Raw genomic sequence first — 13,980 nt, forward strand, 5'->3', positions numbered from 1 at the left:
GGGTTTTGTGTTTTTCGGACCTATTTCAAAGGGTCATTCCGATCCCGGACGCACAGTCACAGAGACGCGGCCTTGCGCATCCTGGCTGGCTGCTGAGCTCAAGCTCTCACGCAAATCGGCACTTGTAGGGGCAAACACTTCTTCAACAGCGGCAGCCGGCGCAGACACTGCAACGGCAGGCATCCGTGGATCGTCCACACGTCCCTGCATGGGTGGCAAGGGCTCGCCTTTGACAAAGAAACGATAGGTCCGGCTGGCCGAATTGATCTCTTCTTCATCCTCACCACCCAGAAGCAGTGCTTCGGGCGACGTCGTACGTCCGGTCAGGACGATGAAGTTCGGATCATCCTCCACGCCTTCGAAAGCTAGCCCGCCATAGCCTCCGAGCAGGCGGGACAGTTCGCGTTCCACGAAGAACGCAACTTTCCGATAGCCTGCCCATGTGAAATCGATCTTGTCGTTCGTGCGCAGACGCGTGTTCTTGCCGTCGACATCGGGTCCGTAAGAGGAAAAGCTGCCGTCTTCAGCCAGGAAGATATCCCATATGTCGACATAGCGGACCCGCCTGTCCTCCGACGCGCCCTGGAAGATCGAATTGAGCTGCGTGAAATCCGCGTTCACCAGTTCGTCGCCCGTGGGCGGCAGGCCGGCCCACACAAGCGGTTTCTTTTCCTGCCGCACCACACGCACAAGCCCGTCGACCTTCCTGCGGTAGCTCTCCAGCCACTCTGCAGTCATGAATTCAACGGGCGGTTCACCGGAAAAGGATTTACCCAGGTCCTGCCGGCCGATCATCACCACAACAGCCTGAACGTCCGCCCCCCGGATCCTGGAAACCACCTGCGTCGCCCAGTCCGGCGAACCTTCCCCGACAAAACCTTCCTTGTCCTCGGTAATGGCTTCGACACGGATCTGTGGTTTTTGCGCAAGTGTGTATTTCAACCCGTCGGCGACACCGCGTGCCATGCGGTCCCCAACGACCAGAATCAGGCCGGCATTGGGGTCCTTTTCGAGAACGTCGAATTTGGGCGGTGCACCCGCGGGCCGGGAAACCCGCGGCTTCTGCTGTGTCTTTTGCGGCTGCTTTCTGCGCTTTTCGCCCCCGCCGCCAAATAGCCGCTGCAATGGAGCAAACGGGTTGAACCCCCGGAAGGGCCCGTTCTGCGCAACCACGATTTCACCGCGCTGCGCGTCCTGTGCGGCAGAGAATCCGGCAGAGCAGACAACAAGCGCAAGGCCAAGGGATACGACAACCCGAAGCGAGGCGGCGCGTGTCCCCTTCCCTTCCCGTTGCCGTGTCTGAACTCTCACGCTGTGCTCCTGCTGCAGCTGCACTGCGCCCAGTTTAGCCGTCCAGCTTCAGGCGTGCCAGCAAAACAATGGATGCATAACCGTCGGGAACCATGCCACGTGAGCGCTGGTAGGCTCGGATACCCTTTCGGGTCGCAGGTCCGATCCTGCCGTCCGCCGTACCGACAGAAAATCCACGCTGGTTCAAAAGCGCCTGCAATTCCGCGGTTTCAGAGCGATTGAGCGGAAGGTGCTCGCGCGACCAGTCGCCCTCAATCGGTCCGCCGCCAATGATCCGGTCGGCAAGATGGCCGACGGCAAGCGCATAGGCAGTCGCGTTGTTGTAACGCTTGATCACGTAAAAGTTCTTCAGCATCAGGAACGCCGGTCCGCTTGCTCCGGCAGGCAGAACCAGGATGGCGTTGTCGGACGGCCGCGGAAAATCCTTGCCGTTTGACCGGCGAATTCCGTATCGCCCCCATTCGCCTAGCGTCAGCGTCTTTTCGCCATCGGCCATGTGATAGTCGAACCCGCTGGGCAAGGCTACCTCGTATCCCCAGGTCTTGCCTGTCTGCCAGCCGTGCTTTTGCAGATAGGCAGCGGTTGAGGCGAGTGCATCGGGTATGGACGTCCATATATCCCGGCGGCCGTCACCGTCATAGTCGGCGGCATAGGCCTTCCAGCTAGAGGGCATGAACTGGGTGTGCCCCATGGCGCCGGCCCAGGAACCTTCCATGTCCTGGAAACGCACATGACCTGCCTGGACGATCGCCAGCGCGGTAACAAGTTCCTTTTCCCAGAAGCTCTTCCGGCGCGGCGCCGCATAGGCCAGCGTCGCCAATGCCTGGATTACGTTATGACGCCCCATGAAGCCGCCATAGTTGGTTTCCATGCCCCAGATCGCCAGGACAGCTTCACGATCGACGCCGTAGCGGTTTTCGATGACCGCAAGAACCTGGCTGTACTCCTTCAGCATCTCGCGGCCTTTTTCGACCCGCGTGTCTGAAACGGCGCTATCGAGATAATCCCAGATCGGTTTCACGAACTCGGATTGCTTGCTCATCAGACGCAAGGTGTCATCGTCCGGCTGCATGCCGGTGAAGACCGCGTTGTAGGTCTGGGAAGAAATGCCGGCTGCCTTGGCCGTCGGCCAGAAGCCGGAAACGAACTGGCTGAACCCCTGATCGGCCTGTGCCGGCACCGAAACGGCCAGCAAAGCGCCCGTCGCCGCGGCAGTCAAAAGCAGCCGGCGCCCGAGGGTTCTCAGTCTTCCTGAAAAGGGCAATATGGTTTTCACGTTCGCAGTCAGCTGCGCAAGGTTCCGCATCAGGGCCTCCTCGATGCCCAGGTCCGTAAGTTTCTGCCCCCGCCCCATGAATGATGTTGATTTGGTTACCGTGACGTTAATGCCGCAATCTAAACCCGGCTTCAACAGCGTTTTCGGAATAGTCGTTCCCCTGCTGGGAACTGTCGAAACGACGATGGGTATAATCCGCCGTCACCGCAATGTTCTTCGTCACAGCGAAGGTCAGACCACCAAACCCTGTCAGGGTACGCTCTTCGATCGAAACACCTTCATAGGTGCGGTAACTGTAACCGACACCGGTCTCGCCCACCAGACGATCACTGAAGGCATGAGCGAGGCGCAGGTCGCCGGAATAGATGATCGAACCGCTGGCACCGTCGATATCGGTCGCCTCGAAGGAAGTGCCAAGACCAGCGGTAACCGTCGTCAGGCGGCTTGGCGACCAGACCAGGGAGGCGTCGGCAATCAGGCCTGACAGGTTTTCAAGCCTCTCATCCTCAATGTCCTCGATCCGCCACCCCGCACCGAGTTCCCCGGTAAGTTTGGGGCCGGATGCGATGGTGACACCACCCATGACCTGATAGCCATTGGCATTTCGTTTTTCGCACAAGGCGTCGCTACAGGTATCGTCATAGCGCCGCAGAAGCAGCGCCCCCTCGACGAACGGGGAAAACACGCTGCCGGTATTGCCGTCCAGCCGCAGGCTGGCGGAGTAGAGCGTGTTGTTGCGTCCGGATTCCGAGCCGCTTTCCGACGTATAGAAATTCCGGTCGACGCCGAGCGAAGCTGTTGCGGCAACGATGCCGACTGCGCGCGTACCACTGAGGCTTCCCGAAAGTTCGTGATCGTAGTCGGTCCCGGAAGCCGATTCTGCGCTGCCGTCGTCCTCCTGGCTGAGCGTGTAGGATATACTGGTCGTGACCTGTGTCGCTTCGCTGATGTCGAGCCGCAGGTTTGCCGCCGCAAAGACATTCGCCTCGTTGTCGTCGGTATCACCGGGATATCCGGTGAAGGAACCTCGCAGCGACGTGTCCAGCTGATGGCGTGACCAGTTCGAGGTCAGCGAAACATCGGGAGAAATCCGGTAGAACTTGCCAGAGGTTCCATCTGCCGCCTGTGACCGGTTATCGGTCCAACCTGTCGAGACGGTCAGTTGGGGCGTCAGCGTGAAGGACCCGAGCCGGATCCCCTGTGCCGCATCGAAGGTCGTATCTCCGCCAAAAACGCTGTCGTCGATACCGCTGTCCGATAGAGGAACCGCCCTGTCGACAGCTGCAATCCTGTCGGCAAATGGCCTGACAGGAGTGGCTCTGCCATTGGTTCCAAGGCCGCTCGATCCGGTTTCCGCCGTTGCCGAATTCAGTGTCGAACGAAGGGAAAAGACATTTGCCTGCGTAGGATTGCGGTCTGCCGCCTGGGCTGCCTGATCGGAAGGGTCTGCTGATTCTTGCGCGCCGCCTGGGTCGTCCGATCCACGCAAATCGTCAAGCGTCGTTTGTGCAGCCGCGGAAACGGCCTGCAAAACGGCAAGAAAAGTGATCAGAGGCAGAAAGCTGCGCATGAATTCCGGGACCAGTCGACGTGGAATGTCCGGTCCAACCTGACGAATGATGGTTAATCCTTCGTTTCTTTTTCGCAATTTGGAAGGTTACACAAAGTTACATAAAGTCACCTGATCTAATGCATTTAATAGATCACGGGTTCTTGATCCCCGTCGGCGACTGGCATAGAGCTAGGCGATCCTAAATAAAAAAAGAATTATGTTCATGACCACCGTTCTGCGTGATCCGGTTTCCGAAGAAAATACAGACATGACGTCCCTGTGCCTCGTCTCCGCAGAGCGGACCCTGGAAACCGAAATTGCCGGCCTGAGTGCCGTTCGCGCAGCGCTGAAGAACGGACTTGCCATCCCGTTCCAGAAGACCTTCGATCTCATTCAAAAGAGCAAGGGACGCGTTGTCATCACCGGCATCGGCAAGAGTGGTCATATCGGCACCAAGATCGCAGCAAGCCTTGCGTCAACGGGAACGCCGTCTTTCTTCGTTCATGCCAGTGAAGCCAGTCACGGCGACCTGGGCATGATCACCGAAGACGACGTCGTGATCGCCCTGTCCTGGTCGGGTGAAACCCAGGAACTTGCAGGCATCGTCAGCTACACCCGTCGCTTCAAGGTGCCCTTGATCGCGATCACCTCGCGCAAGGACAGCACCCTCGGCCGTGCAGCTGATATCGTCATGAACCTGCCTGCTGTCACCGAGGCTTGCCCGCATGGCCTCGCCCCGACAACCTCCGCCCTCATTCAGCTGGCCGTCGGCGACGCACTCGCTGTGGCTCTTCTGGAAGGACGTGGGTTTACCGCGCAGGACTTCCGCGTGTTCCACCCGGGTGGCCGCCTGGGCGCCAGCCTGAAAACGGCCAAGGACATCATGCACACCGGCGAACGCATGCCGCTGGTGTCCGCAAACACTTCGATGAGCGAAGGCATCGTCCTGATGACCCAGCGCGGCTTCGGTGTATTGGGTGTCGTCGACGAATTGAAACAGCTGATCGGCATCATCACCGACGGTGACTTGCGCCGCCATGTTTCGTCAAATCTCCTGGCAAAATCCGCCGGTGAAATCATGACGCGTGCTCCAAAGACCGTTTCTCCGGACACATTGTCGGCTTCAATTCTTGAATTGGCCAACAGCCTGTCGATCACCTCCGTGTTCGTGATCGAGGACGGTCGCCCCGTCGGTATTGTCCATCTGCACGATCTTCTTCGCATCGGCGCAGCCTGATCTTTCACCGAAGCAGGCAATATTGCCTCACGGGGTCGAAAAAGTTTCTTTTCCGGCCCGCAAGTGGCGCGTCATTAGGATTTGATTAGCCATAAGCCTCTTACACTGCCCCAAAGTTTCATCGGCTTGACGCCGCAGACCTTGGTGTGTGTACAGAATGGATCTGGCGACATTAATCGGCATTGTGGGTGCCTTTGGCATCGTGACGACCGCTATTTTTCTTGGTGGCAGTTTCGGTCAGTTTATTGACGTGCCGTCGGTCCTCATCGTGGTCGGCGGCGGTCTCGCCGCCACGCTGATCCGCTTCCAGCTTACCGACATCGCCACTGCTTTCGTCACAGGCTTCAAGGTTGCGCTTGCGGGCAAGAACGCAAGCCCTCGCGACCTGATTACAGAAATCAGCAACCTGGGTGAAATCGTCCGCAAGTCCGGCCCGCTTGGCCTGGAGAACGTGGACGTCTCCGATCCGGTCCTTGCCAAGGGTGTGCAATATATTGCGGACGGCTATGAGCTGGAATTCATCAAGGAATCGATGGAACGCGAGCGCGACCTGCAGCTTTCCCGGCTCGCGGAAGGCAAGCGCGTTTTCAAGGCACTTGGTGATTCCGCTCCCGCCTTCGGCATGATCGGGACACTGGTCGGCCTGGTGCAGATGCTTGCCAACATGGACGACCCTGCGGCAATCGGGCCTTCCATGGCCGTCGCCCTTCTGACGACCCTTTACGGCGCGTTGATCTCCAACATCCTTTGTCTGCCTCTGGTGGACAAGCTGGATGCGAAATTCGACGTCGACGATCTCAACCAGACGCTGATCATCGACGGCGTTTGCCAGATCCGTGAATCCAAGAGCCCGGCCTTGATCAAGGAAATGCTGATCGCATACCTGCCGGACAAATTGCGCGCCGAACTGGCGGACGCGGCCTAGAGCAGGAAGCGTTCAGATGAACCCGGGCAGATTGTTCGCCAACCCTGGAAGCGATTGGTAAGGGCTCAATCGCAATCGATCGTACCAAGTCTGATCCGGAACTGACAAAAGAGCGACCACAGCGCGATGGCAAAGAAACAGAAACCTCAAGGCGGCGGCGGCGCACCGGACTGGCTGGTGACCTTTGCCGATCTGATGTCCCTGCTCGTCTGCTTCTTCGTTCTGATCATTTCCTTTTCCATTCAGGACAAGGAAAAGCTTCAGGTGGTCGCCGGGTCCATGCGCGAAGCCTTCGGTGTGAAGGACACGTCCCGCAAGACCGGTATCATCGAGGTCGAGGGCATTCCGATCCGCGACTACATGAAGGATATCAGCCAGGTCGAACAGGAGATGGATTCCGACTTCTCCCAGGTGCGCCATGAACAGCGGCGCAAACAGGGCCCGGAAGCCAACACGCACGACACGCTGGAAGCCGACATCGAAAAACCACGGCAATTTGCGACGGCTGCCGCCTCGCTGCGCCAGGCCTGGCAGGAGATGCCGGAAATCACCGAGATTTCCAGCAACATCATTCTGGAAGAATCCGAGGACGGACTGAACATCATGCTCGTCGATCAGGACGGGCGCTCAATGTTCCGGGAGGGCTCGAAGTATCCTTACGAGACCACCCGCCGCCTGATCGCCAAGATGGCACCGGTGCTGTCGCAGATGCCAAATCGCATCGAGATTACAGGCCACACGACTGCCGGCCGTCAGTCCATCGATCCAAGCTATACCGGCTGGGAGCTGTCCAGCGAACGCGCCAATGTCGCCCGGCAGATCCTGTCCGAATACGGCGTGCCGGACAATCAGTTCTACTCAGTGGTTGGCAAGGCCGACACCGAACCATTGTTCCCCAACGACCCCTACCTGGCGGCAAACCGCAGGATCGGCATTCTGCTCAAGGCTGAAGAACCGCCGCTGCCGGCCGGCCACAAACTTTAGTCCCGTACGGCAACAGCTCCCTGCAAAGGAAACGCGTACGATGCCGGTGAGATCTAGCTGACCCGCGAGACCACCAGCCGCGCCCCGTCAATTGCCTCGACACGAACTTTCGTGCCAGCTGGCATGTCCGGTCCGGTAATGCGCCAGATCGTGTCATCGATGGACAGGTTTCCGGCACCCTCGTTCAAGGGCGCAGCAAGGGTGAATTCCCGGCCGACGTAACGGCTGCCGCGCTGGTTTAATCCCGGATCGCCCTTTTCCGACGCAAGCTTCTGCATCAGCCGGCGTCCTATCAGCAGGCTGACGAGTGACAGCACGAGGAACAGCCCAACATCCACCTGCCAGGCAAAATCGAACAACAGAGCCACGACACCGACGACAAGCGCCGACAGGCCAAACCAGAGAAAAATCGTGCCAGGCGCCAGGATCTCGAGCCCCAGCAGCAGAAGCCCCAGAACGAACCAGCTCCAGGGCCCGAGGGCCGCGATTGTGCTTTCAATCAGGCTCACCGGTTCTGATCTCCCTCATCACTGCTTGTATTGGGAATGCGCGCGGACGACCGCTTGGAAGAGCCGTCGTCACCGAACGCTTCCTTGGCAATGGCGCCGATACCGCTCAAGGCCCCCAGCAGCGAGGTCGCTTCCATCGGGAGGATGAGCGTCTTCTGATTGCGCGAGGTTGCCAGTTCCTTGAACGCTTCGACATATTTGTTGGCAACGAAATAGTTGATGGCCTGGACGTCACCGGAGGCGATGGCCGCACTGACGAGCTGCGTTGCCTTGGCTTCCGCTTCCGCCTCGCGTTCGCGGGCTTCCGCATCACGGAACGCGGATTCGCGACGGCCTTCCGCTTCCAGGATAAGCGACTGCTTCTGGCCTTCGGCTTTCAGGATTTCCGATTGGCGCTTGCCCTCGGCCTCAAGGATGTAGGCACGCTTCTCGCGTTCCGCCTTCATCTGGCGCGCCATGGCATCCACCAGATCGCGCGGCGGATTGATGTCCTTTATCTCTATACGGGTGATCTTGATGCCCCAGGGCTCTGCCGCCGCATCGACGACGCGCAGGATCTGGGCATTGATTTCATCACGGTTGGACAGAAGGTTGTCGAGATCCATCGACCCCATCACCGAGCGGATGTTGGTCATGGTCAGGTTCAAAATAGCGTTTTGAAGACCAAGCACTTCGTAGGCAGCACGGGCAGCATCGAGCACCTGGTAGAAGGTCACGCCGTCCGCGCTCACCGTCGCATTGTCGCGGGTGATCACTTCCTGCGTCGGAACGTCCAGCACCTGCTCCATCATGTTGAGCTTGTGGCCGATCCTGTCGATGAACGGGATGATGAAGTTCAGACCCGGCGTCAGCGTCTTCCGGTACTTGCCAAAACGTTCGACCGTATAATTGTAGCCTTGCGGCACCGTCTTTACGCCGGCGAAAAAGACCAGAATGACCAGCACGACAAGGCCGATCAGGAAAATGTCAAATCCCGCGATTGGCATATACGTCTCCCGTAATTTTCTAAAATAGCACCGTCACTATGCGCCGAATACCAGAGCGTTTCCAGCGTATTTGCGGCGTTGAGCCTATACGGACACGCGTCCGCTAGCCCTGTTCGCACAAACACTTAAGGCGCTCGTGAAACAGTGCCGTGACTTATGGGCAGTATCGCGAAATTTTACGAGTATTTTCCACCGGCAAGGTTAAACGCCTGTGGATTTGCGGCTGGTCAGATCCAGCCGCCAAGTTCCCGCCGCACGATATGGGACAGCACATCCATGCCAAGATCGCTGTCGTTCAGACAGGGAATATGGCTGAAATTCTCGCCGCCGCTCTCTTCGAAGATCTCCCCGGCCTCGCCGGCAATTTCCTCAAGCGTCTCGAGACAGTCTGCAACGAAACCCGGGTTCATCACCGCAACGTTTTTCACGCCGTCCTTGGCCAGCTGTTCGACGGTCTTGTCCGTGTAGGGCTGCAACCATTCTTCCGGACCGAACCGGGACTGGAAGGTCACGCGCAGTTTCTCGGCGTCCCAGCCCAGGACCTCGCGCATGAGACGGGTCGTCTTCATGCAGTGGCAATGATAGGGGTCGCCGCGTTTGAAATAGGATTGCGGAATGCCGTGGTAGGAGGTCAGCACCACGTCCGGCTTGAAATCGAGACTGTCCAGATGCCGCTCAACTGATTTTGCGAGGGCAGTCACATAGACCGGGTCGTCGTGATAGGGTGGCACGGTCCGGATCGCCGGTTGCCAGCGCATCTTCAACAGCGTCTTGCAGACAACGTCATTGACGGTCGCCGTGGTGGTTGCCGAATACTGCGGATAAAGCGGGAAGATCAGGATCCGGTCGCAGCCCTCGTCCTTGAGCGCCTTCAACCTGTCCGGGATCGACGGCTGACCATAGCGCATTGCCCAATCGATCTTCAGCTTGCCGCCTGCATCGCCCAGCATCTCGGACAGTTTGTCCGACTGGCTGCGCGTGATCGTGCGCAGAGGCGACTCGTCCTTTTCCTTGTTCCAGATCTCCTCGTAAGCCTTGCCGGACTTTCCCGGCCGGGTCATCAAAACAATGCCATAGAGGATCGGATACCAGATTGCCCGGGGCCACTCGATAACGCGCTTGTCGGACAGGAATTCGCGCAGATACCGACGCATCGGCCAATAGTCCGTGCCGTCCGGTGTGCCCAGATTGACCAGAAGCACGCCCACCTTGCCGCTTTTGACCGAAGGATGGTCCTTCGGCAGGTCGAGTTTTCTGAATGCGGCTTCCTGGTCGGCTGCGATCGGCGCGGTCGGTTGAACGGTCATCTGCGGGATTGGTCCTAAAACGATCTGTCTGTCTGACGCCATACATAGGCCAAGCACATGCCGAGGCCAATGCGGCATTTGTCATACGCAGATTTGAGCAGGCAGATCACCGAATTTCAGGCGGAAGTGCAACAACAAAAGACCTCAACCTGAGGAGAGCCGCCAGCTTCGTCCCGTCGGATGGGAAACTTGCTCCGGAGTATGCAGCCATCTTTCGAAACAGCGCTTGCGCGCTTCTTCAGGATGAGACTGAAACTTGCATTAACTCCGGAGGCATGCCTGCGCGTTGCTCCGAGCCTCAACCGTACTCCCGTTCATCCGCAATCACCTTGCCGTCATTCGGCAAACCGCCCGGAGCAACGGTCAGGACGTCCCCTTTCAGATGGGTCACTTCACGCAGTGTTTCCGCAACCCGTTCCGGCAAGCCGTTGCCGGAGGCGTCGGTTTCCACGGTCAGTGTCATGGCATCGGCCTCGCCAATGCGGCTGACGGCAAGGCGGGCCTTGCTGATTTCGGGATGGGCGGCAACGATCTGCGCGATCTGCGCCGGGTCGACGAACATGCCTTTGACCTTGGTGCGCTGATCTGCCCGTCCCATCCAGCCGGCAAGCCGCATGTTGGTGCGTCCGCAGGGCGACTGTCCGGGAATGATCTTGGACAGATCGCCGGTTGCGAAGCGGATCAGCGGATAGAGGCTGTTGAAGTTGGTGACCACCAGTTCGCCGACCTCACCATCTGCCACCGGCTCGCCGGTGCCCGGGCGCACGATCTCCATGATGTAGTCCTCGTTGACGACCATGCCCTCCCTTGCCTCGGTTTCATAGGCGATGACGCCGAGGTCTGCTGTCGCGTAGCACTGTCCGACACGAATTCCGCCTGCCTCGTATTCCTCGCGCAGGGATGGAAACAATGCACCACCCGAGACCAGGGCCTTCTTGATGGAGGAGACATCCCGGCCCTGGTCCCGGCCACGATCGAGGAGGATCTTCAGATAGTCCGGCGTGCCGACGAAACCGGACGGTTTGAGCACCTCGATCGCTTCGACCTGACTGTCCGTATTGCCAACGCCGGCGGGAAACACCGTGCATCCAAGTGCAATGGCACCTTGATCCAGAATGAAGCCGCCCGGTGTCAGGTGATAGGAAAACGCATTGAGAACCACATCGCCCTTGCGGAAACCGGCTGCGAACAGGCTTCGCGCACCGTTCCAGGGATCGAGACCGGGCGCCTGCGGTTCCCAGATAGGTCCTGGCGACATGAAAACCCTTGCAGCACCGGAAAGCTCACCTGCCAGAAATCCGCCGAAGGGGGGCTGTGCCCGTTGCTTTTCCAGAAGGTCCGACTTGCGCAGAACCGGCAGTCCCGCGAGCGCTGCCCGGTCGGTAACGCCAGCAATATCGCATCCGTCCAGATGTGCGGCCCACCCGGAGGATTTGCCTGTCGCATGGACCAGAAGATCCGGCAATCGGGCAAAAAGATCCCGTTCGCGCTGAGCGGCGTCTTGCCGCTCGCGCGCGTCAAACTGAATGTCGCTCATGGTCGTCTCCGCCTGTTTCGGCCCTGTGTCTGAAACCCCGTCAGGCCAGCCAGCGCTTCCTTCGCTTATAATGTTTGACATTCCGGAACGACCGACGGCCCTCGCCGCCAACGCCCAGATAGAATTCCTTGACGTCCTCGTTCTCGCGCAACGCCTTGGCGTCGCCGTCGAGCACAATGCGGCCGGATTCCAGAATGTAGCCGTAGGTCGCGTATTTCAGCGCCACGTTGGTGTTCTGTTCGGCAAGCAGGAAGGACACGCCTTCCTTTTGGTTGAGCTGGCGGACGATCTCGAAGATTTCTTCCACAAGCTGAGGCGCCAGCCCCATGCTCGGTTCATCCAGCAGAATCATCTTCGGCCGGCTCATCAGGGCACGGCCGATAGCGCACATCTGCTGTTCGCCGCCGGAAGTGTAACCCGCCTGACTGCCACGCCGCTCGCGCAGACGCGGAAAATAATTGTAGACCATCTCCAGGTCCGCCTTCACGGCGCTGTACCCGTCCTTGCGGGTGTAGGCGCCCGTGAGCAGGTTTTCCTCGATGGACAGGTGACCGAAACAATGCCGGCCCTCCATCACCTGGATGCATCCCCGGCGAACCAGATCGTTTGGCGACAGGGCCTGGACTTCTTCGCCATCAAAAAGGATCTTGCCCTTTGTCACTTCGCCACGTTCGGCACCAAGCAGGTTCGAAATCGCTTTCAGCGTGGTCGTCTTGCCCGCTCCATTCGCGCCGAGCAGCGCCACGATCCCGCCTTTGGGAATCGTCAGCGACACGCCCTTCAGCACCAGGATCACGTGGTCATAAATGACCTCGATATTGTTGACCGACAGGATTGTCCCGGCAGCATCCCGAGCGCCCTGCGAACCAGGCTGTTCTACATCCAGCAATGCCATTCCCTCTTCTCCCTGGTTGCTCCGCCGCACGTTTATGCGGCGCGGCGGAGCGGACTGCCTATCAGTTCGGGCAGGGTTCGGTGCGCGCCGGCCACGGCGCATTCTTTTCTGCGTATTCCGCAGCGGCTGCTTCCAGCAGCGGACGGACCACATCGGTCATCGGCTCGATCCAGTCAGAAGCCTGACGCCACTTCTTGCCGTCCCACTCCTGGATGAACACCGGATGGCTGCCAGCATGGTCATCGCAGGTCACTTTCATCGGATGGGCAAAGCCCTTCAGACCGAGCTCAGCCAGACGAGCCTCGTCCAGGTTGAGAGCCTCGAGACCAAGACGCATGTCTTCGCCCGTGATGACCGTCTTGCCGGTCAGTTGCTGGGCGCTGCGAATACCTTCCGCGATGATGACCGAGTTCAGGACGCCACGGTTATAGAGCGTGCTTCCGATCGTCTCCGCATCAGTGGAGGACTTGCCTGTATCGATGACGTGTTTCTTGATGTCATCGAGAGCCGGGAAGTCGGCGCCGACACCGGAGAAGTTCAGTGCCTTGTAGCCCTTGGCACCTTCACCACCGGCGGCAGCATCGTCATCACCTGCGGACCACCACACACCGATGAACTTGTCCATCGGGAAGCGGATCTTGACGGCTTCCTTGACGGCGGTCGGGTTCATCGCGCCCCAGCCCCACATGATCATGTAGTCCGGACGGTCGCGGCGTACGTTGAGCCACTGTGAAGACTGGTTCTGCATTTCCGCACCCGGAACCGGGTACTGCAGCAGTTCGAAGCCGTATTTCTCGGCCAGCTGCTCCAAAAGCGGCAGGGGCTCGCGGCCGTAACCGGCGTCAAGGAAGATGTAACCGATCTTCTTGCCCTTGAGGTTTTCAAGACCGCCTTCCTGCTCACCGATGTACTTGATGACCACGGAAGCGCCGTCCCAGTAGGTGTCCGGCACGTTGAAGATCCACGGGAACGTGGAACCGACAGCGGCAGCCGACAGGCCGTAGCCCATCGAAAGAACCGGGATCTTGTCGACACCGGCCTTGGGGATCAGCTGAAGCGTGATACCGGTGGAATAGGGGTTGTAGACCAGCGCGCCCTTGCCCTTGGTGGCTTCGTAGCACTCGACGCCTTTCTGGGCGTTGTAACCAGTTTCACACTCTTCCAGCGCCAGCTTGACGCCACCGATGCCGCCATCGCGCTCGTTCAGCATCTGCAGGTAGTCATGCATGCCGTTGGCGATATGGATGCCGGAGCCCGCGTAAGGCCCGGTCCGGTAAGTCAGGAGCGGCACATAGTTGGTATCTTGTGCCTGGACCGCGGTCGTCATGGCGCCGGAGAGACCGACCCCGAGCGCAACAGCGGTTCCCAGCGCAAATTGCTTAATGCTTTTCATATTCTCCTCCCACGCGGCATCAAAATGAATACCGCCGGACCGGTTGCGCCATTCCTCACCGGATCGGT

At 59.1% G+C, this 13,980-nt stretch carries 12 protein-coding genes; 3 read left to right on the forward strand and 9 right to left on the reverse strand.

Annotation, left to right across the window (positions count from 1 at the left end):
* Positions 1 to 33: 33 nt before the first annotated feature.
* The 3 genes from ACVDG9_RS22210 to ACVDG9_RS22220 form a co-directional block, all read right to left on the reverse strand.
* Positions 34 to 1,311, reverse strand: a complete 1,278-nt coding sequence (locus tag ACVDG9_RS22210; protein ID WP_447238982.1) for an SGNH/GDSL hydrolase family protein — start codon at positions 1,309 to 1,311, stop codon at positions 34 to 36.
* A gap of 34 nt (positions 1,312 to 1,345) precedes the next feature.
* Entirely contained in the window at positions 1,346 to 2,617 is a 1,272-nt protein-coding gene (locus ACVDG9_RS22215; protein WP_055661264.1) for a lytic murein transglycosylase, read from the reverse strand.
* 76 nt (positions 2,618 to 2,693) lie between these two features.
* On the reverse strand, positions 2,694 to 4,157 hold the full coding sequence (locus ACVDG9_RS22220) for an outer membrane beta-barrel protein (protein ID WP_055661168.1): 1,464 nt from the start codon (positions 4,155 to 4,157) through the stop codon (positions 2,694 to 2,696).
* Between the two features lie 205 nt (positions 4,158 to 4,362).
* On the opposite strand from ACVDG9_RS22220, the gene ACVDG9_RS22225 reads away from it, so the two are divergent.
* The 3 genes from ACVDG9_RS22225 to ACVDG9_RS22235 all read left to right on the forward strand — a co-directional run bounded on the left by ACVDG9_RS22225 (position 4,363) and on the right by ACVDG9_RS22235 (position 7,285).
* The gene (locus tag ACVDG9_RS22225; RefSeq protein ID WP_023003569.1) at positions 4,363 to 5,376 is read left to right on the forward strand and encodes a KpsF/GutQ family sugar-phosphate isomerase; all 1,014 of its coding nucleotides are present in this window, start codon (positions 4,363 to 4,365) and stop codon (positions 5,374 to 5,376) included.
* A gap of 157 nt (positions 5,377 to 5,533) precedes the next feature.
* Positions 5,534 to 6,301 (forward strand): motility protein A, encoded by a 768-nt coding sequence (locus ACVDG9_RS22230; RefSeq protein ID WP_023003571.1) that lies wholly within the window; start codon positions 5,534 to 5,536, stop codon positions 6,299 to 6,301.
* Positions 6,302 to 6,427: 126 nt separating this feature from the next.
* Positions 6,428 to 7,285: an OmpA/MotB family protein gene (locus tag ACVDG9_RS22235; RefSeq protein ID WP_023003573.1), complete on the forward strand. Its 858-nt coding sequence runs from the start codon at positions 6,428 to 6,430 to the stop codon at positions 7,283 to 7,285.
* A 53-nt stretch (positions 7,286 to 7,338) separates the two neighbouring features.
* Here ACVDG9_RS22235 and ACVDG9_RS22240 read toward each other — a convergent pair whose 3' ends face one another.
* The 6 genes from ACVDG9_RS22240 to ACVDG9_RS22265 form a co-directional block, all read right to left on the reverse strand.
* The gene (locus ACVDG9_RS22240; RefSeq protein ID WP_077291733.1) at positions 7,339 to 7,794 is read right to left on the reverse strand and encodes an NfeD family protein; all 456 of its coding nucleotides are present in this window, start codon (positions 7,792 to 7,794) and stop codon (positions 7,339 to 7,341) included.
* Positions 7,791 to 8,780 (reverse strand): SPFH domain-containing protein, encoded by a 990-nt coding sequence (locus ACVDG9_RS22245; RefSeq protein ID WP_447238983.1) that lies wholly within the window; start codon positions 8,778 to 8,780, stop codon positions 7,791 to 7,793. Before ACVDG9_RS22245 ends, ACVDG9_RS22240 begins: the two co-directional genes overlap by 4 nt.
* 227 nt (positions 8,781 to 9,007) lie before the next feature.
* Complete coding sequence (gene hemH / locus ACVDG9_RS22250; RefSeq protein ID WP_447238984.1) at positions 9,008 to 10,087, reverse strand: ferrochelatase; 1,080 nt, start codon at positions 10,085 to 10,087, stop codon at positions 9,008 to 9,010.
* Between the two features lie 298 nt (positions 10,088 to 10,385).
* Complete coding sequence (locus ACVDG9_RS22255) at positions 10,386 to 11,624, reverse strand: phenylacetate--CoA ligase family protein (RefSeq protein ID WP_447238985.1); 1,239 nt, start codon at positions 11,622 to 11,624, stop codon at positions 10,386 to 10,388.
* 40 nt (positions 11,625 to 11,664) lie between these two features.
* On the reverse strand, positions 11,665 to 12,519 hold the full coding sequence (locus ACVDG9_RS22260; protein ID WP_023003584.1) for an ABC transporter ATP-binding protein: 855 nt from the start codon (positions 12,517 to 12,519) through the stop codon (positions 11,665 to 11,667).
* Positions 12,520 to 12,580: 61 nt separating this feature from the next.
* Positions 12,581 to 13,912 carry an ABC transporter substrate-binding protein gene (locus tag ACVDG9_RS22265; protein ID WP_031270547.1) on the reverse strand — a complete coding sequence of 444 codons (1,332 nt, stop codon included), beginning with the start codon at positions 13,910 to 13,912 and terminating at the stop codon, positions 12,581 to 12,583.
* Positions 13,913 to 13,980 lie beyond the last annotated feature (68 nt).

The sequence above is a fragment of the Roseibium sp. RP-7 genome (assembly GCF_053005225.1).

Bases quoted from the DNA above. Each gene is read 5' to 3' on its own strand.
- ACVDG9_RS22215 (WP_055661264.1), bottom strand. From the start codon at position 2,617: ATGCGGAACCTTGCGCAGCTGACTGCGAACGTGAAAACCATATTGCCC.
- ACVDG9_RS22225 (WP_023003569.1), top strand. From the start codon at position 4,363: ATGACCACCGTTCTGCGTGATCCGGTTTCCGAAGAAAATACAGACATG.
- ACVDG9_RS22260 (WP_023003584.1), bottom strand. From the start codon at position 12,519: ATGGCATTGCTGGATGTAGAACAGCCTGGTTCGCAGGGCGCTCGGGAT.
- ACVDG9_RS22265 (WP_031270547.1), bottom strand. From the start codon at position 13,912: ATGAAAAGCATTAAGCAATTTGCGCTGGGAACCGCTGTTGCGCTCGGG.
- hemH (WP_447238984.1), bottom strand. From the start codon at position 10,087: ATGACCGTTCAACCGACCGCGCCGATCGCAGCCGACCAGGAAGCCGCA.
- ACVDG9_RS22230 (WP_023003571.1), top strand. From the start codon at position 5,534: ATGGATCTGGCGACATTAATCGGCATTGTGGGTGCCTTTGGCATCGTG.
- ACVDG9_RS22220 (WP_055661168.1), bottom strand. From the start codon at position 4,157: ATGCGCAGCTTTCTGCCTCTGATCACTTTTCTTGCCGTTTTGCAGGCC.
- ACVDG9_RS22235 (WP_023003573.1), top strand. From the start codon at position 6,428: ATGGCAAAGAAACAGAAACCTCAAGGCGGCGGCGGCGCACCGGACTGG.
- ACVDG9_RS22245 (WP_447238983.1), bottom strand. From the start codon at position 8,780: ATGCCAATCGCGGGATTTGACATTTTCCTGATCGGCCTTGTCGTGCTG.
- ACVDG9_RS22255 (WP_447238985.1), bottom strand. From the start codon at position 11,624: ATGAGCGACATTCAGTTTGACGCGCGCGAGCGGCAAGACGCCGCTCAG.